Origin of the sequence: uncultured Megasphaera sp. (genome assembly GCF_900539295.1) — a bacterium.
In the GTDB taxonomy this organism is placed as follows: domain Bacteria; phylum Bacillota; class Negativicutes; order Veillonellales; family Megasphaeraceae; genus Megasphaera.
The window spans coordinates 1-17,939 of the sequence record NZ_UQBH01000022.1; the positions used below are offsets into that span (position 1 = coordinate 1).

Consider the following 17,939-nt stretch of genomic DNA (forward strand, 5'->3'; position numbering starts at 1 on the left):
GGAGACCTCCTAATGGTGTTTTGTGGTGAATCTATCATAACAGAGATCTCCGTTTGTGTCTCTTTTTATATGTCCGAATTCATTATACAATCAACCTAAAGAATAATATGCATCCGGAGATAAGATTTCAATACCCGCGACAAAGTGGACTGATTTGGAGTATAATAGACAATAATATGTTTAAAGGAGGATCACTCATGAAAGCATTTGATACAGAAAACAGTGCCTGGTCCCGCTTTTCAGCCGAACAGCGCTACCAGATGGAAACGTACAGCAACCAATACCGTCAATTTCTCGACACGGCCCGGACGGAACGCCTGGCCAATAAGGAAATACTCCGCCAAGCCAAGGAAGCCGGCTTCAAGCCCCTCAGCGACTATACCAGCCTCAAGGCCGGCGATAAAGTCTATTGGGACCAAAAGGGAAAATCGGTCATCTTAGCCGTCATCGGCTCCTCGCCCATTGCAGAAGGCCTCAAGATCGTAGGCTCCCACATCGACTGCCCCCGCCTCGACGTCAAAGCCATTCCGGTCATTGAACAGGACAAAATCGTGTATTTGAAGACCCATTACTACGGCGGCGTCCTGAAGTACCAATGGGTCTGCATGCCCCTCTCCCTCATCGGCGTCGTCTACAAAGCCGACGGAACGAGAATCGACGTATCCATCGGCGAAGATCCTGACGATCCCGTCCTCTTCATCAACGATCTCCTGCCCCATCTCGGCAAGGATCAGGCAGCCAAGAAGCTGAGCGAAGCCATCAGCGGCGAAATGCTCATGCCCCTCGTCGGCATTCACACGGAAGAAGAAAAGACGAAACCGGCCATCTTGACCCTCTTAAAAGAAAAATACGACATCGAAGAAGAAGACTTCACCAGTGCCGAACTGGAAATCATCCCGGCCGTCAAGAGCCGCGACGTCGGCCTCGACCGCTCGATGATCATGTCCCACGGCCACGACGACCGTGTCTGCTCCTATGCCAACCTGGCCGCCATCCTCGATGCCAAGGCCGGCGAAAAGACACAGGTCGCCCTCTTTGCCGATAAAGAAGAAATCGGCTCCGTCGGCAATACCGGCGTCCAGTCTTCGTACTTCCCGGACTTCATTGCCGAACTCCTGGCCCTCCAGAACCATCCGGAAGAAATTTGGCTGCGCCGGACCATGCGCAACAGTGAAGTCTTGTCGGCCGACGTATCGGCAGCCTTCGACCCGGTCTTTGCCGACGCTTATGAAAAACAAAACTCGGCTCAATTAGGCTACGGTATCTGCCTGTGCAAATACACCGGCGCCCGCGGAAAAGGCGGCAGCAATGATGCCAACGCCGAATTCATGGCCAAGATCCGCAGCATCTTCAATGAAAACGAAGTGCCCTGGCAGGTCGGCGAACTCGGTAAAGTCGATCAAGGCGGCGGCGGAACCATCGCCTACATCATGGCCGACTGGGGCTGCGACGTCGTCGACTGCGGCGTTGCCATGCACAGCATGCACGCTCCCTTAGAAATCGTGGCCAAGGCCGATGCCTACAGCGGTTATCTCGCCTATAAAGCCTTCTTTGAAAGCAAATAAGCGGCTAACGTAAAAAACTATATAAAATGAACGCTCCCTACTGCCAGCGATAAAAAATCTGACGGTAGGGAGCATTTTTATGCCATTCAGGCACCTCTTTTGTTACGGCCCTTATGTTATTTTTTACTCGGCAGCCTTTTATAGGCCTCATGGAGCCAGGCTAACTGATCTTTTTCACGGCGAATGGCCCGCTCTAAAATCAAGGCGTGACCGAAATGATCCTGTTCCGACCCGGCCTCGGAAAATAACGCCTGCCACCGGGACTGTAAATAATTCAGTTTTTCTTCATGCCGCAAAATTTCTTCCTGAAACAGCGACACCAGCAGCGGATCTTCTGACGAATCCATAAAATATACCTTCATGGCAAACTCGTCCCGCGTCGGCGGCAGCGAACTCAACGATTCCGCCAGCCATTCATCAACCTGGGCTTTCCCGGAAGGGGTAATGGTATATTTTTTCTTGGTCAGCTTACTGCCGACAATTTCTTCATGACCAATGATGAAGCCATCCTGTTCCATCCGGCTGAGCTCCGGATAAATTTGGCTGTGATTGGAGTACCAAAAATCACCGATTTCGCCTTCAAAGGCCTTTTTTATGTCATAGCCCGCCATTGGCTCCTTTGACAACAACCCTAAAATGACATATCGCAAGGTATTCTTTTGAGCCACGACAATTCACCTCTTTCAATGCTGATGATGTAAACTAGTTAAACTAAACCTTGACTTTTCCTATTACTAAGTATAACATACGAAGTGTAACTTAACATGTAATTATTTACATGTTATAATTTTAGTATTCAAATGCATTGATCCATTCATTGAATAGGATTCAAAATACAGGAGGGTATGACCATGGAATTCAAAGAATTAGACGATTTTTTAGGCACTCATTTTATTTACACCTACGATAACGGCTGGGAGTACGAATGGTATGCCAAAAACGACCACACCGTCGACTACCGCATTCACGGCGGCATGGTAGCCGGCCGTTGGGTAACGGACCAACCGGCCGATATCGTTAAATTGACGGACGGCGTGTTTAAAGTCACGTGGACGGAGCCGACCGGAACCGATGTCGCCCTCGATTTCATGCCCAATGAAAAGAAGATGCACGGCACCATCTTCTTCCCGAAATGGGTAGAAGATCATCCGGAAATAACCGTCTGCTACCAAAATGAGCATCTCGATCTCATGCATGAATCAAGAGAAAAGTATGCCACCTATCCGAAATTGTTGGTACCGGAATTTGCCGTCATTACCTACATGGGAAAAGCCGGTCAAAACAACGAAGACGTCATTGCCGAAGCGCCTTACAAGGGCATGACCGACGATATCCGTAACGGCCGCTATTTCGACAGCGACTATAAACGCATCAAAAAATAATACCCGGAATGCAAAAGAGACTGTGCATAGAATGTGGATTAAAGCCCACATTCCGGCACAGCCTCTTTTTTATATTGTTACGTCGTTTGACGAAGACGATGGATGGTCTGATAGATGCCGTACATGTAAAGGGCCACAGCCACCCAGGCAAAGCAGAAGGTCAACAGCAAGGGTTCGGTAATGACTTCGCCGGACAAGACGCCGATAATCAAGGTAATGCTCGGTGAAAAGTACATTAAGATACCGCCTGTCGTCATGGGAATCCCCTTGACGCCGGCTGAAAAGAGCATCATCGGAACGGCCGTAACGACTCCCGTCGCCGGCAGGAGCAGCCACTGCCAACCGCTGAAGGTGCCTGCCGCACCGACACCATTGACTTCGCTGAAGATAATAAAAGCCAAGGCCAGGGGAACCATAGAAAAGGATTCGATAAAGACCGATACCTGACTGTCGAGGACGACCTTCTTCTTAATCATGCTGTACGTCGCCCAGGTCAGGCAAATAATGAAGGATAGCCAGGGAACGACGCCGTAGATGAAAAATGCCAGGGCCAGGCCGAGACCGGCCACAAAAACGGAAAGTTTCTGGATAGGACGCAGTTTTTCCCGAAAAATCAGGCCTCCAAAAAAGACGACGACGATAGGATTGATAAAATAGGCCAGACTTGCTTGCAGAATAAAGCCCCGAGTCGTCGCGTAAATATAAGAGCCCCAATTAAGAGTAATAAAGATGCAGGCCCCGGCAATATAAGGCCACTGCCAGCGCTCCTTGGCAACGCCCTTCAGGCCCGGCAGGAGATGTTTTTGGAGAATCAAGAAAAAACAAAAGACAGAAGCCCAAATAATCCGAGATGACAAGGTGTACAGCGGCGGCAGCTGACGCAAAAGCAGCCAAAAAGCCGGCAGTACGCCCCAAATGACCTGACTGAGGATAAAGTAAACATAATAGATTTTCGTTCCGTTCATGGCACACCTTCTCCCTGACAAATATGAGTATACAATTATCTTGCTCTCAGGAGACAAGATTTGTCAACTGCATTCTTCATCTATATAACTTTTTTCGCCTGCGTCATTTGACGTAGAAAAGAAATTTGCCAAACTTTATAATTTCACTAGAGTTCATGTATTCTCCGTCGCTTTTCAAGAAAGGGACAGTGTCTCGCCGGAACAGAGAGCCATAAGGCGTTCGGCGTCGATGACAGTGATCTGTTTACGGCTGGTCGCGATGATGCCGGCCTTACGGAGTTTGGTCAAATTCCGGGTCACATTGATTAGGCTGACGCCGAGGATATCGGCCAAGGCCTCCTGGGTCAGATTATACAGGCTTTTCCCCTCTTGGTTCCTCTCCCGCAGGAGGAGCAGATAGAGGAGATTGCACAGTTTCACAAGGGAACTGTTAAACTCCTGGTGGGCGCCGTCGTAAATCAAGAGATTGACATAGGCACTGTACCAGTCGATGACATGGCGCCGAAGAGCTTCGCTCTCTTGAAACATGGCCTCGAATTGAGGCGATGTAAACTCCATGGCCCGTACCGGCGTCAAAGCCCGACTTAAGAGGGACTCTTCAATCTTATACTGCCGGTAATGAAAGCCCGGAAAGACAGTCCCGCCGGCGTGGAAAGAAAGTATTTTCCGATAGCCCATTTCATGTTCCAAATAATTTTGGACGACGCCGCTTTTCAAATAATGGATGCGTCCGTAGGGCTCGCCAGGCTTCCACAGATAGTCGCCGGTCTCAAAAGAAACGTCCCGATGAGGGCAGGAAAGAAAATATTCCTCCAAGTCGCGGAAGTCATCGGCAAAAATATACTTCGGCATGATAGCCATGCTCTCACCTCGCTAATCAATCAATTATACTTATTGTATCAGAAAAGGAGACGTATCATGAAGCACAAAGTAAAGGTCACCATTCTCGACAAAAAATTATATCCCGAACTCCAGCAGCAGTACTGTGCCGATCCCAATTCCGGTGCCTGTCCCTGCTACCATGTCGGCGACGAGTACATCTTCGAACGGAATGAAGAAAGGGATTCCTTCTGGCACATGGGCCTCGATACGCTGGTAACCTCCCACGGTGACCGGGACACGACGGCCGGCGGCCCGAAGATTCCTCACTGCTCCGAAGCCTGGGACGCCATCTCCCGCTATATCTACGCCGGCCTTCAGGGCGGATCGATCATGAAGGGATGGATGAAAGAAGAAAACACCATGATTACCTGCTGCAGCGACGGCACGCGACCGGTCATCTTTAAGATTGAACGGATTGACGAAGAGTAAACAGCAGTACGCCCTCACCAAAAAGCAGTAACTGACAGGTTCATAGAGGTAAACGCGTCAAGACTCGACTCGTTTACAGACAAAAAGCCGGTCCACCATCAGGTGTGACCGGCTTTTAAACGTATATGCAGCATTGTCAACCTTCAGCTGACAAGCCTTGTCTTACATAGTAACTTTACTGGTCTGTGTCCAGATACCCATCTTTTCAGCCTGTTTGATCAGGTCTTCGCGGAAGTCCGGATGAGCGACGTTAATCAGGGCTTCAGCGCGTTCCCACGTCGATTTGCCTTTTAAGAGGGCCGTACCGTATTCGGTTACGATGTAGTGAACAGCCGAGCGCGGCGTCGTAATGACCGTCCCCTGCGGCAGGGTCGGTTTAATCAGGGATTCAACGTGACCGTCTTTAAATTTACGCGTCGAATGGACGCAGATGAAGCTCTTGCCGCCTTCCGAAGCGAAAGCGCCCTGTGCAAAGTCGAGCTGGCCGCCGGTACCGCTGATCTGCTGGTAGCCTGCTGTTTCAGCGTTGACCTGGCCGTAGAGGTCGAGGTCGATGCAGCCGTTGATGGAGATAAATTTATCGATGCTGGCAACGACGCCGATGTTGTTGATGTAGCTTACCGGTGCGTTGAAGACGATCTGGTTATCATCGATGAAATCATAGAGGCGCTGCGTACCGCCGGCGAAAGCGTACATGATTTTGCCTTTGTCGCGGTTCTTCTTGCCCGTAATCTTACCGGCTTCATAGAGGTCAACATAGGAGTCGACGAGCATTTCCGTATGACCGCTCAAATCTTTGACGTCCGATTCAGCCAGCTTCTTACCGACAGCCGACGGAATGCCGCCGATGCCGAGCTGCAGCGTACTGCCGTCTTCGATAAGGGGAATGATGTGGTCGGCAATCTTATCATCAAGTTCCGTGCCCGGGCGATTGGGAATCTGCGGCATCTGATGGTTCGAGCCTTCGACGACATAGTCGACGTCGCAGAGGTTCAATTCCGTTTCATAGCCCAATGCCTTCGGCATATTCTGATTGACTTCGAGGATGATCGTCTTAGCTGCGCGAATGAGGCCGCGAAGGTCAGCAGCCTGAGGCCCGATGTTGAAGTTGCCCCATTTATCCATGGGATGAACCTGGATGATCAATTTATCGATATGCTGCCAGTACTTCGGCAATTCGTTAAACAAGATCGGCAGGAACCAGCAGCGGCCGTCCTTGCACATCTTACGTTCAAAGCCGTTCATATGGCCCGTAGCGAAGCGGATTTGATCGTTAGAGTCACTGTTTAAATATGCCGCATACGGTTCGTCTTTGACAATGGTCGAAGCGACGATTTCGACGCCGTGCAATTCTTTTGCCCGTTTACCGATTTCGATATCGATATCATACGGGGCCGAGCAGCCGAGACCATAAGAAACGCGTTCGCCGTCTCGTACGAGGGCCGCTGCCTGTTCAGCAGTAATCAGTTTCTTCTTATACTCTTCTGGAACTTGTGAAAGCTTGTACATTATAAAGACTCCTCCTTCATGACTTTGCAATAGTAGTATGAGATAACCTTATATATAGTATAAGGCTTTCGGGCTTTAACTGCAATCATATTTTGTGAAAAATATTACAAGAGGCAGTCTTTTTATGCAATAGCCAAAAGAGTTCCTTGCAGTAAACGAAAAAGCACAGCTCATAAAGGGCTATGCTTTCCGGTCTGATTCTGTATCGTTATTTTGTTCTTTCTTTTCTTCATCAACGGATTTTTCATCATCCGTTTCGGCCGAGTTGACGGCATCCTTGAACTCCCTCAAACTCTTTCCCAGTGCACTGCCGATGGTCGGCAGTTTCCCCGGTCCGAAGACGATGAGGGCAATGACTAAAATCAGCAGTAATTCCGGCGCTCCTAAACCGAACATGTTCTTCCTCCTAAGCAATCGATGAATAAAATATGAAACAGGCCCTTATTCACTCATGAGGTAACCGGCAAATTCGCCGTCTGTCTGCAGCAAATAATTCATACCGCCAAGGACGCGTCCGACGGGAATCAGCGTCGACACCGTATCTTCCGGCTGGCAGAAAATAACCAATTCCTGCGTCGTCGTATCAAAGGCAATATCGCCGATTTTAGGCGTCATTTCCGTTTTATCCGCATCAGACAAGACGACAGGCGGCATATCCGGCAAGACGATTCGACCGTCTTTGTGCTGGAGCGGCACGACCAGCGGCTGTCGTTCAGACAATTCCAAAGCCGCCGGGGTATCGTATAGACCAAGAACGGCATGGCCGCCTTCAAAAGAAAGCCGCGTCTTGGCGGCATAAGGGCCAGCACCCCCAAAAATAAAGGCACTATTACCCTGGGACCCCTGCAAACTTGCCTGCAGGCAGTTCATATACCCCGTCAAAAAGAATAAAAAAACACCGACTGCCACACCGAGTACAGCCAGACTCATCCGTTTTCTCGTCAGTCTCATCACCCTCACTACCTTCCTTAAAAGCTGTATGGCCATACAAAGGCCTTTCAACACTGTATCTGTGCGGCTGCGAAATCGTCTGTTTTAAAAACAATCTTGCCGTCGCTCCTTTAACGTATCTAGAGGATACACCTTGGAGTCAACACGAAGTCAAGTTTTTTTATTTACTTTTTTCTAATATTATTATAATATAGTACTATTGTTTTTTCCATATTTCATGAAAGGATTTATCAAAATGTATCATTCAGAAGCCAAGGGCACGATTTTTCTCCTGATTACGGCCCTCATCTGGGGTTCGGCCTTTGTCGCCCAAAGCATCGGCATGGACTACATCGGCCCCTTTACCTTCAGTGCCGCCCGCGACGTCATCGCCATCATCGTCCTCATGCCGGTCATCCTTTTATTTACCGATAAGAGAGATAACGGCACATACCCGCCCATATGGCAGCAGCTGAAGCCCGATGCCGTTACCCTCACGGGCGGCGCCTGGTGCGGTCTTACCTTGGGCATCGCCGATACCTTGCAGCAGGTCGGCATCTCCATGACGACGGCCGGAAAGGCCGGCTTCATTACAGCCATCTACATCGTTCTGGTTCCCCTCATGGGATTCTTCATCGGCCGAAAAGTCTCGCGAATCATCGTCTTCTGCGTCGTCCTGGCCATGACCGGCTTCTATTTTCTGTGCATCACCGGTGATTTTGAAATCTCCTTCGGCGACTTTCTCGTCTTCTGCTGCGCCATCTTCTTTGCCCTGCATATCTTGGTCATCGATCATTTTCTCCTCAAAAAAGCTCACAGCATCAAAATGTCCTGGGTCCAGTTCGCCATAGCCTTCCTCTTTTCGGCAGCCTTAACGGTCCTCTTTGAAAGTCCGACCGTATCGACCCTTTGGGATGCAAAATGGCCGATACTCTACGCCGGCGGACTCTCGAGCGGCGTCGCCTACACCCTTCAAATCGTCGGGCAGAAATACACCGAACCGACGACAGCCACGCTTATCTTGAGTTTAGAAGCCGTCTTCGCCGTCTTGGCCGGCTGGCTCATCTTAGGCGAAGTCATGACCGGAAAAGAAATTCTCGGCTGCGTCCTCGTCTTTGCAGCCGTCATCTTGGCCCAAGTTCCCCTGCCGTCCCGTTTATTCGGAAAATAAAACCTGCAAATCCTAAAAAATACGACCAGACCGCTCGACTGTCAACCTTTCACCGACAGTCGAGCGGTCTTATTTTTGCCTGCCAACAAAATTTTTTCAATCGAAAAAAAAACTGCCCATGTCATCAGACACAGGCAGTACGCATTCTACTAACATCTTACTCAGGGAATCTCATAGTTATGGACGTAACTACCAGAACTCCATTAGCATCACGGCCATAGGTGATTTTAATCAAGGCCCCATGCTGCGTCAGATAGCTGGTATAGCCATTTCCGGACCGCCCTCCGCTATACAATGCATCAACGGTAGACTTGGGAACGCCTACGGTAATCCCCATGGGCGTTGCAATCCCATTATTGGCACTGGTCATCAGTTCTTCGACGGTATTGTCATAGAGCCTCTCGAGCACAAAAAATCCCTTACCATAGCGGTATGACTTGGCATCTTGGTTGAGACGGTCCTTGCCCCAGGCAGTCTCTGTCGGTTCACCATAAACACTGCAGACATAACTCATAGGACTTCCCAAAGTTATACCGCCCAGTGAGGCTTCACCGGCAGGAACCTCCCCTACCATCGCGGCAAAACAGCTGCCCGCCACCATCGTGAAAAGGGCAAAGGCCATAACGACTATTTTTTTCAACATAATACCAACTCCCTCCGCTATCATAATTCGTTCTATCAATACACATTCATAGTATCACAAACCGGAGATTTACATCAATATTGCACAACATGATAACAACGGGCCCGAACATCTTCTGCCATTACATACGGCGTCGCTGCCAATTCAACGAAAAAAGCTGCCTGTATCATCAGACACAGGCAGCGATAGTCCTAAAAAATCTATGCCGGATAGGATATACGGATGGCTTTGACGATCGTTATCCCCTTGGCATCGGGTCCATATTGAATTTCAATGCGTTTCCCCTGGTCCGTCAGGTATCGATAAACGCCCTGCCAAAGGTACCCTTCACCATATAAGGAATCGACGGTAGCCTTGGGAATGCCTACGGTAACGCCTCGAGGCGTCGAAATTCCGTTATTGGCAGTGGTCACAATTTCCTCGATGGAATAATTATAGAGATTTTCGAGGATGAAAAAGCCCTGCCCATAGCGGTAGGCTATCCCATTTTCATTTAATACGGTCTTCGTCCGATGCTGTTCCGTCGGTTCGCCATAAATACTGCGGACATAACTCATCTTATTCCCCAGGGTGATACCGCCCAGTGAGGCTTCACTGTCGGGAACATTGCCGACCATCGCGGCGAAACAGCTGCCGACGGCCAGCATGGAAAGGGTAAAAATCATAACGGCTATTTTTTTAAACATAATACAAAATCCCTCCTCGATTATCCGTTCCTTCGTGAGTTACGCCGAATAGCGAATATAGATCGATTTAATGACAGCGACATCATTGGCGTCGTCTACGTATTTGATTTGAATGACTTTTCCTTCCTGCGTCAGGTAGCGATAGGACCCCTGTACAAAACTTCCTTCACCGTACAGTTTATCGACGGTCGACTTGGGAATGCCGACGGTAACTCCCATAGGCGTGGCAAGGCCGTTGTTGGCCGTCACATAGAGTTCTTCTACACTGCTGTCTTTAGGATATTCGATGACGTAAAAGCTGTTGCCGTAGATGTTGCTGAAAGCATCTTGCCGGATATAGTCCTTGGTCGGGACTCGATCCGTCGGAGCTCCGTAAATGCTGCGCACATAACTCATGGGGCTTCCTAAGGTGATGCCGCCGAGAGATGCTTCACTGTCCGGAACGGGGCCGGTCATAACGGCCAAGCAGGTGCTCGCCAGCAGGGTAGTAAGGGAAAATGCCATGACTGCCACTTTTTTAAACATGATGAAAGATTCCTCCTCTGTTATCGATTACTTTCTCAATATAAATGAATCGTATCATAAAAAAATAATTCTATCAATATGTTTACAACACCTGCAGTTTAATTATAAACACAATTCTCCGACAAGTTTTCATCGCCCCGATGCGACGCAAAAAAAACTGCCCATGGCAACGACATAGGCAGTCATGATTGAGCATGTTACGACTGGTACTGTATATTGATGGATTTAACCACCGTGACCCCATTGGTATCGTTTCCGTAAACGATCATAATGGCTATGGCATTCCGGGTATAGTAATAGTACTTGCCCTGCGAATACGTACTGCTGCCATACAGTCTGTCGACGGTCGATTTAGGAACGCCCACGGCGATCCCCATAGGTGTGGCAATCCCATTATGGGCATTTACATAGAGTTCTAATACCTTAGGCTTATCGGGATATTCAACGATGTAAAAACCCTTTCCATAGAGATTCGCAATCGTCCCGTTGGTAAAACGAGCCCGGACCCAGCCCCGCTCCGTCGGAGCCCCATAAATGCTTTTAACGTAACTCATGGGGCTTCCTAAGGTAATTCCTCCAAGGGAGGCTTCACTCACGGGAAGAGGGCCTGCCTTATCGGCCATACAAAGGCCGCCCAACAGGACAGAAAAAGTAAAGACCAAGACTGCCAGTTTTTTGAACATAATTCCAATGCCTCCTCTCACGTCGATGATTCAGTCATGTTTCGCTATACCTGCATAGTACCACTAAACATTATTTATATCAAATTTTTAACAAATTTAATCCAATATATCCACAAAAAGAGTCTCCCATCACACTGCATGATGAGAGACTCTTCGCTTATAGAAATGCCCTTGCAAGGCAAGCTACACTGATTTATCGTTTGTTGCTTCTCCGCCAAATACGCTGTTCTTCAGCGGCTTGAATCAATTCTTCCCGCACTTCCGGATGGGCGATGTCAATCAAGGCTTCGGCCCGCTGCCACGTGGCCAGGCCGGACAGATTGGCCACACCGTATTCGGTTACGATGTACGGGGCCTGGGTCCGCGGCGTGGTGATGATGTCGCCGCCCGTAAACTTCGGCAGGATGTTGGAATGGCGTTTGCCCTTGCGGTCGACGCGGCTGGACTGCATGGCCAGGAAGGCCTTGCCGTGTTCGGCAGCGTAAGCGCCGGTGACGAAGTCGAGCTGTCCGCCCGTGCCGCTGATATGGCGGGTGCCGGCCGATTCGGAACAGACCTGACCGTAGAGGTCGACGGCAATGCAGCTGTTGATGGAAATGAAATCGTCGAGCTGGCGAATCGTTTCCGGGTTGTTGACGTAGTACATCGGTGCCGACAGGATGTCCTGGTTGTGATCCAGGAAGTCGTACAGTTCCTGCGAGCCCATGCAGATGGAGAACACGCCCTTCCCTCGCTGGAAGGGTTTCTTATCATTGGTGATCTTCCCGGCCTTATAGAGGTTGAGATAGCCGTCACTCATGAGTTCCGTATGCATCCCGAGATCCTTCAAATCCGATTCGGCAATGAGGATGCCTAAGGCATTGGGCATGCCGCCGATACCGAGCTGGAGGGTAATGCCGTCATGGAGATAGGGGAAGATTTTGCCGGCAATTTCCTTGTCGATATCTGCCGGTTCGCGGTTCGGGGCAAGGCCGACGGGTTCATCGCTTTCGATGACGGCGTCGACGTTCGAGATGTGGATGTGATCGTTGCCCATGCCGAAGACGGTCGGCATTTTAGGATTGACTTCAACGATGATGTGTTCGGCAGCGTCGAGCATTTCCTGCTGACAGCCGTTGGTGAGGCCAAAGGAGAAGTTGCCCTGCTTATCCATGGGAGATACGGTAATCATGGCCACGTTGACCGGTGCAAAGCCCCGGCGGTAATAGGAGCCGCAGTCGCGGAAGAGCATCGGTTCGTGATAAGCCCGGCCGGCATCGAGATACTGCCGGTCGACGCCGGAGCAGTGCCACAGATTGTACGTAAAGGTCTTGTTTTCCGGATCGGCTTCCAAAATCGCGACGGGATGACAGGAAATGGCGTTGCGCACCTTGATGTCCTGTAATTCGTCACGGCGCCGGGCCAAGGCCTTGTCGAGGGCCGTCGGATAAGCACAGCTCATGCTGTAATCGACCCAGTCACCGTCTTTTACCAGCTTGACGGCCTGGTCGGCACTGCAGCATTTCGCTTTGTACTCGTCGTATACGTTCATAATTGTTTACCTCTTTTCTTGGTATTGGGCGATGAGCTGCCGGAATGCCGGGAAGGAGCGCTTAATCATGTCAGCTTCGACACAGTAGGAAATCCGTACATAGCCCGGGCAGCCAAAGCTGTCTGCCGGTACGATGAGGAGGTTCAAAGCTTTAGCCTTGTCGGAGAAAGCCTTGGCATCAGCCTCGGGCGACTTGACGAAGAGATAGAAAGCGCCGCTGGGATATACGCAGTCATAGCCCATTTCTTTGAGTCCATTATATAACAATTTACGGTTTTCATCATAGACATTCATGTCCGACGTCTGGCCCATGCACTTTAAGATGACATCCTGGAAGAGATGGGGTGCGCAGACGAAGCCCATGGAACGGCCGGCACCGCAGACAGCTGTATAGACTTCAGCCGCTTTTTCAGCACTGGGCGGAACGAGGATGTAGCCGATACGTTCGCCGGGAAGGCTTAAGGATTTACTGTAGGAATAGCAAACGATAGTATTTTGATAGATATGAGGGACGTATAAAATGGGGAGTCCGTCATAGATGATTTCGCGGTACGGTTCATCGGCGATGAGGTAGATGGCGTGGCCGATGTCTGCCGATTTCTTAGTCAATAAGGCACTGAGTTTTTCAAAGGTTTCTTTCGAATAGACGACGCCCGACGGGTTATTCGGGGAATTGACGATGATAGCCCGCGTATGCGGCGTGAGCGCCTTTTCAAGGGCCTCCATAGGAATCTGGAAGTGTTCCGTATCAGGCGGAACGACGACGGCCTTAGCGCCGGCATTGGCGATAAATACCGAGTATTCCGGGAAGAAGGGCGCAATGACGATAACTTCATCGTCCGGGCCTTCGACGAGGGCCTTTAAGGTAACCGTCAAGGAGGCTGCAGCGCCGCAGGTCATATAGAAATGAGAAGCTTCGACGCCGGCCTGATAGGTCTGGTTCATGTAGTCAGCCAAGCCTTGGCGGACGCTGAGATCACCGGAAGCTGCCGTATACCCGTGAATCGCTGCCGACTCGCGGGTGGCGAGGATATCTTCAATTGCTTCTTTAATACAGGACGGAGCCGGAACGGTGGGATTGCCGATACTGAAGTCAAACACTTTATCTTTACCGACGATTTTACTCTGTTCCTGACCATAAGCGAAGAGTTCGCGGATGACCGAACTTTGAGAACCTAAACGGTACATTTCTTGGGAAGCCATAAGAGTCACTCCTTTATACAACGAAAGTTTACCATAACGAAATGAGCGGGGAAATGAGGAGAATGAACCCCATAAACACGATGGGAACTAACCGCCACGTGCGGTATTTCTTAAAGATATCGAGCTTCATGACCAAGTAGGTCGGCAGGAAACAGGCGATGATCCCAATGAGACCGCCTAAAATCGGGGTGAATTTCAAGATGGGAACATTGAGGACGATGACGCCCCAGCAGAGGATGATGCAGCACAGGCTGGTAGCATAAGTAATCGCCTTTTTCGGAATGGCATCGGCATCCATGAACCGCTTCAGCAAGTTCAGGACGATCCCCGTGCAGGCATCGCGGAAGCTGAGGAACATGGCAAAGAAAGCCGTAACCACTGCGAAAATGTTTAAAATCAAATTTAAGATCTTAATCAAGGCACCGTCCATGTTCTGCGCAGCCAGAGCCAAGGCGGAAATATTAGCCGTATAGGCGACGACAGCCTGGTCATGATCGATAGCCAGATTAAAAGAAATAGTGTAAAACACGACCAACCCGACTAAGAATAAGTACGCCCTGTTATAAACTCGCATGGCTCGATAATGGGCGACGACCTTATTATCCGTTTTAGAGCGGAAATAAATGACGACCGGACCGAGGGCTACGAAGAATTCAATCGACATGGCGATGAAGGGCAGCATGATGATAAAGTTTTTAATGACGTACCAGGCATCGGGCGGAATCAGGACATTGGCCAAATCCCAGTGGGAGATCATGATGATGCCGAGAGCCGCAATGACCAGGGCTTTGGTAAATACCATGCCCGACGAAATCTTCATGAGCAGCTTTTCCCCTTGGGACGCGATGAGGACCAAGAAGGAAATGAGGGCTACGCCATAAAACATATTATCGACTAAGGGCGATTCCGTAACGCCGAAGGTCATTAAGAAGGACGAACTGTCATTCGTCAACGCTGTAGAATACAAGAAGAGGAGAATCGTCGTAAAGACGAAGTATAGAGCACCCAGGAAGAAACCCCAGTTTTTTCCCAAATAACCGGAAATGATACCTGCAAAATCCTCACACTGAGGAGCTTCTGCCAAGACATTCAAATACAATTTTTGATGAGCATAGGCAATCGGATAACCGACGATGGCGACGAGAGCAAAGACAAGTAAACCGGATAACCCGACTTGGATGGGCAGAAAAACGATTCCCGCCCCTAAAGACATGCCGACACACAGGATAACCCAGCCGAGGTCGATGCCGCTGAATTTTGTTTCTTCTTTCCATTCGTCGACGGTGATGCCCGCCGCCTGTGCATACATTTCATAGGATTGACCGAATAAACGCGAACGAAGAGATGCTGCTTCTGGTACTTTTGTCGTAGGTTGCATGGTGTTTCTTCCTCCTTGGGTGCCAAAAATGCCAGGCACTTCATTTCATGCCTGGCATTTTACTCTAGCACACACTCTATTATACAGCGGCCATACCGGCATCGAAAGCCTTTAAATTAATATCGACAAAAGCAGGTTTTACTACCTTGGCAATAATCGCCTTCCAATCGATATTATGCAGTCCCAAGGACCCGATAAGAGACCCTAAGAGGACGACGTTGGCGCTTTTTGGATTCCCGAGGTCCGTCGCAATCTTCGTTGCGTCGACAATGGTAATCGGTACGCGTTTTTGTAATTCTTCTAAGATTCCTTCCGGATACGAACAGGCACCGGACAGAATCGGCAGGGACGGAATCTGCATCTTATTGACGACCATCTTTCCGTCTTTTTTGAGGAACTTGGCATAGCGGGCCGCTTCCATTTCTTCGAAAGAAACGAGGATGTCTGCCGAGCCTTCGCCGATGATGGGCGAATAGACTTTTTCACCGAAGCGGACCTGCGTGCTGACGCTGCCGCCGCGCTGGCTCATGCCGTGTACTTCGGACATTTTTACATCGTAGCCGTTTTCAATGAGGCCGATGGTTAAAATCTTACTGGCTAATATAGTACCCTGACCGCCGACACCGACGAAGAGTACGCTCTTTACGTCTGACATATTATTTATCCCCCTTCTTGTAAATAGCATGAACCGGGCAGACCTGCATGCAAACCGTACAGCCGACGCAGTCCGTTTCAGAAATACCGGATTTCTTTGCTTCATTGTCGAAGCGCAGAGCCGGGCAGCCTGTCGACAAGCACTTCTTGCAGCCGATGCAGACTTCCGTATCGACGGCACACGGCGTCATATCGAGGTCAAATTCTTCTTTATCTTCTTTAGAGAATTTTTTGAGGACGCAAGGCCACTTGGTGATGATGACCGACGGTTCGTCTTCGATAGCATATGCCCAGTCGAGGGTTTCTTTCATGACTTTGAGGTCCAGCGGATTGACCGTGCGGACGTTCTTGATACCCAAGGCTTTGACGACCGTTTCGATGTCGATGAGGGTAGCCGGTTCGCCTTTGATATTGTAGCCCGTGCCCGGATTTTCCTGATGACCCGTCATGCCGGTGATGCGGTTATCCAAGATGACGCAGATCGTATTGGAACCGTTGTAGGCAACTTCAGTCAGGGAGTTGATGCCCGTATGGAAGAAGGTCGAGTCGCCCATGCAGCCGACGACGCGTTTCTTCTGATCGCTCAGTTCAAAGCCGTGGCTGAAGCCGTGGCCGACGGAGAAAGCACTGCCCATGCAGACCGCCAGGTCTTTCGCATTGAGGGGTGCTGCGCCGCCTAAGGCATAACAGCCGATATCGCCGATCATGACCGTATCTTTCCGTTTGCCCAGTTCGTAGAAGAAGCCGCGGTGCGGACAGCCTGCACAGAGAGCCGGCGGACGGGGTACGAATAAGGTATCGGGAACGTCGAAGCCTTCTGCCTTTTCTTTCAAAATACCTTCGGCAACGATATTGGGGTTGAGTTCGTCGATCTTGGGGATGACATCTTTGCCGTGACAGGGGATGCCGGCCTGACGAATCTGTTCTTCCATGAAGGGATCGAGTTCTTCGACGACGTACAGTTCATCGACGGAATCGGCAAAGGCTTTGATTTTCTTCATCGGCAAGGGATAGGTAAAGCCGAGTTTCAAATAAGAAGCCTTGTCGCCCAAAGCGTCTTTGGCATACATATAAGCCGAGCCGGCAGAGATGATGCCGATCTTCGTATCGTGCATTTCGACGACGTTAAAGGGACATTCTTCAGCGTATTCTTTCAGTTTCTGTTCCCGTTCTTCGACGACGTAGCGGCGCTGTTTGGAAATAGCCGGTACAGCATCCATCTTTTCGCGCTGTTTCTTATAAGGAACGGCAGGAACCTCTACACAGTCACTTTCTTCAACGAGGCTCTTCGAATGACAGACGCGGGTCGTCATGCGGATCATCATGGGAACACCGTACTTTTCACTGACACGATATGCTTCTTTGGTCATGTCGATGCATTCCTGCGAGTCCGACGGTTCAAACATGGCGATTTTAGCGAATTTGGCATAATTACGGTTATCCTGTTCATTCTGGGACGAATGCATGCCCGGATCGTCAGCCGATACGAAGGCAAAACCGCCGTTCATGCCTAAGTAGGAGAACGTAAACAGCGGGTCAGCCGCTACGTTGACACCAACCATCTTCATGGCGGCGAAGGAGCGGACACCGGACATCGAAGCACCGATAGCCGCTTCCATAGCAACTTTTTCATTCGGGGCCCATTCAGAGTACATGCCATCATAAGTCGAGACGTTTTCCAAGATTTCCGTACTCGGCGTACCGGGATAAGCCGAAGCAAAGGAAACGCCGGCTTCATATAAGCCTCTGGCGATCGCTTCGTCACCGGACAATAATTTTTTCATAATTCATACCTCCTCATTC

At 49.9% G+C, this 17,939-nt stretch carries 19 protein-coding genes; 4 read left to right on the forward strand and 15 right to left on the reverse strand.

Annotated elements, in window-relative coordinates:
- Positions 1–197 precede the first annotated feature (197 nt).
- Positions 198–1,565 (forward strand): aminopeptidase, encoded by a 1,368-nt coding sequence (locus QZQ46_RS07815; RefSeq protein ID WP_296828604.1) that lies wholly within the window; start codon positions 198–200, stop codon positions 1,563–1,565.
- 116 nt (positions 1,566–1,681) lie between these two features.
- Here the strand turns inward: QZQ46_RS07815 and QZQ46_RS07820 are convergent, their stop codons facing one another.
- A complete protein-coding gene (locus tag QZQ46_RS07820; protein ID WP_296828606.1) occupies positions 1,682–2,233 on the reverse strand; it encodes a PadR family transcriptional regulator in 552 nt (183 codons plus the stop codon).
- 183 nt (positions 2,234–2,416) lie between these two features.
- Here QZQ46_RS07820 and QZQ46_RS07825 point away from each other — a divergent pair, with 183 nt between their 5' ends.
- Positions 2,417–2,947, forward strand: coding sequence for a phenolic acid decarboxylase (locus QZQ46_RS07825; protein ID WP_296828608.1), 531 nt, complete (start codon positions 2,417–2,419; stop codon positions 2,945–2,947).
- 77 nt (positions 2,948–3,024) lie between these two features.
- Here QZQ46_RS07825 and rarD read toward each other — a convergent pair whose 3' ends face one another.
- Together rarD and QZQ46_RS07835 are read right to left on the reverse strand one after the other, a co-directional pair.
- A complete protein-coding gene (rarD, locus tag QZQ46_RS07830; RefSeq protein WP_292280014.1) occupies positions 3,025–3,912 on the reverse strand; it encodes an EamA family transporter RarD in 888 nt (295 codons plus the stop codon).
- A 174-nt stretch (positions 3,913–4,086) separates the two neighbouring features.
- On the reverse strand, positions 4,087–4,773 hold the full coding sequence (locus QZQ46_RS07835; protein ID WP_296828610.1) for a Crp/Fnr family transcriptional regulator: 687 nt from the start codon (positions 4,771–4,773) through the stop codon (positions 4,087–4,089).
- A 57-nt stretch (positions 4,774–4,830) separates the two neighbouring features.
- Between QZQ46_RS07835 and QZQ46_RS07840 the strand changes: the two genes are divergently transcribed.
- Entirely contained in the window at positions 4,831–5,223 is a 393-nt protein-coding gene (locus QZQ46_RS07840; RefSeq protein WP_296828612.1) for a TIGR04076 family protein, read from the forward strand.
- 162 nt (positions 5,224–5,385) lie between these two features.
- Here QZQ46_RS07840 and QZQ46_RS07845 read toward each other — a convergent pair whose 3' ends face one another.
- The 3 genes from QZQ46_RS07845 to QZQ46_RS07855 all read right to left on the reverse strand — a co-directional run bounded on the left by QZQ46_RS07845 (position 5,386) and on the right by QZQ46_RS07855 (position 7,683).
- A complete protein-coding gene (locus QZQ46_RS07845; protein ID WP_065360345.1) occupies positions 5,386–6,732 on the reverse strand; it encodes an acetyl-CoA hydrolase/transferase family protein in 1,347 nt (448 codons plus the stop codon).
- A 180-nt stretch (positions 6,733–6,912) separates the two neighbouring features.
- On the reverse strand, positions 6,913–7,128 hold the full coding sequence (gene tatA / locus QZQ46_RS07850; RefSeq protein WP_292280021.1) for a twin-arginine translocase TatA/TatE family subunit: 216 nt from the start codon (positions 7,126–7,128) through the stop codon (positions 6,913–6,915).
- A gap of 45 nt (positions 7,129–7,173) precedes the next feature.
- Positions 7,174–7,683 (reverse strand): cyclophilin-like fold protein, encoded by a 510-nt coding sequence (locus QZQ46_RS07855; RefSeq protein WP_296828615.1) that lies wholly within the window; start codon positions 7,681–7,683, stop codon positions 7,174–7,176.
- 235 nt (positions 7,684–7,918) lie between these two features.
- On the opposite strand from QZQ46_RS07855, the gene QZQ46_RS07860 reads away from it, so the two are divergent.
- Positions 7,919–8,833 carry a DMT family transporter gene (locus tag QZQ46_RS07860; protein ID WP_296828617.1) on the forward strand — a complete coding sequence of 305 codons (915 nt, stop codon included), beginning with the start codon at positions 7,919–7,921 and terminating at the stop codon, positions 8,831–8,833.
- Between the two features lie 157 nt (positions 8,834–8,990).
- Here QZQ46_RS07860 and QZQ46_RS07865 read toward each other — a convergent pair whose 3' ends face one another.
- From QZQ46_RS07865 to iorA, 9 genes are all read right to left on the reverse strand, one after another.
- Positions 8,991–9,347 carry a hypothetical protein gene (locus QZQ46_RS07865; protein WP_296828619.1) on the reverse strand — a complete coding sequence of 119 codons (357 nt, stop codon included), beginning with the start codon at positions 9,345–9,347 and terminating at the stop codon, positions 8,991–8,993.
- Between the two features lie 329 nt (positions 9,348–9,676).
- Positions 9,677–10,162, reverse strand: coding sequence for a hypothetical protein (locus QZQ46_RS07870; RefSeq protein ID WP_296828621.1), 486 nt, complete (start codon positions 10,160–10,162; stop codon positions 9,677–9,679).
- 39 nt (positions 10,163–10,201) lie between these two features.
- Positions 10,202–10,687 (reverse strand): chitin-binding domain-containing protein, encoded by a 486-nt coding sequence (locus tag QZQ46_RS07875; RefSeq protein ID WP_296815321.1) that lies wholly within the window; start codon positions 10,685–10,687, stop codon positions 10,202–10,204.
- A gap of 197 nt (positions 10,688–10,884) precedes the next feature.
- Positions 10,885–11,370 carry a hypothetical protein gene (locus tag QZQ46_RS07880; RefSeq protein ID WP_296828624.1) on the reverse strand — a complete coding sequence of 162 codons (486 nt, stop codon included), beginning with the start codon at positions 11,368–11,370 and terminating at the stop codon, positions 10,885–10,887.
- 193 nt (positions 11,371–11,563) lie between these two features.
- Entirely contained in the window at positions 11,564–12,901 is a 1,338-nt protein-coding gene (locus tag QZQ46_RS07885; protein WP_296828626.1) for an acetyl-CoA hydrolase/transferase family protein, read from the reverse strand.
- Between the two features lie 6 nt (positions 12,902–12,907).
- The gene (locus QZQ46_RS07890; RefSeq protein WP_296828629.1) at positions 12,908–14,104 is read right to left on the reverse strand and encodes a pyridoxal phosphate-dependent aminotransferase; all 1,197 of its coding nucleotides are present in this window, start codon (positions 14,102–14,104) and stop codon (positions 12,908–12,910) included.
- Positions 14,105–14,132: 28 nt separating this feature from the next.
- Positions 14,133–15,482, reverse strand: a complete 1,350-nt coding sequence (locus QZQ46_RS07895; RefSeq protein ID WP_308566069.1) for a hypothetical protein — start codon at positions 15,480–15,482, stop codon at positions 14,133–14,135.
- Positions 15,483–15,561: 79 nt separating this feature from the next.
- Entirely contained in the window at positions 15,562–16,137 is a 576-nt protein-coding gene (locus QZQ46_RS07900; protein WP_296828631.1) for an indolepyruvate oxidoreductase subunit beta, read from the reverse strand.
- 1 nt (position 16,138) lies between these two features.
- Entirely contained in the window at positions 16,139–17,920 is a 1,782-nt protein-coding gene (gene iorA, locus QZQ46_RS07905; RefSeq protein WP_296828633.1) for an indolepyruvate ferredoxin oxidoreductase subunit alpha, read from the reverse strand.
- Between the last annotated feature and the right edge of the window lie 19 nt (positions 17,921–17,939).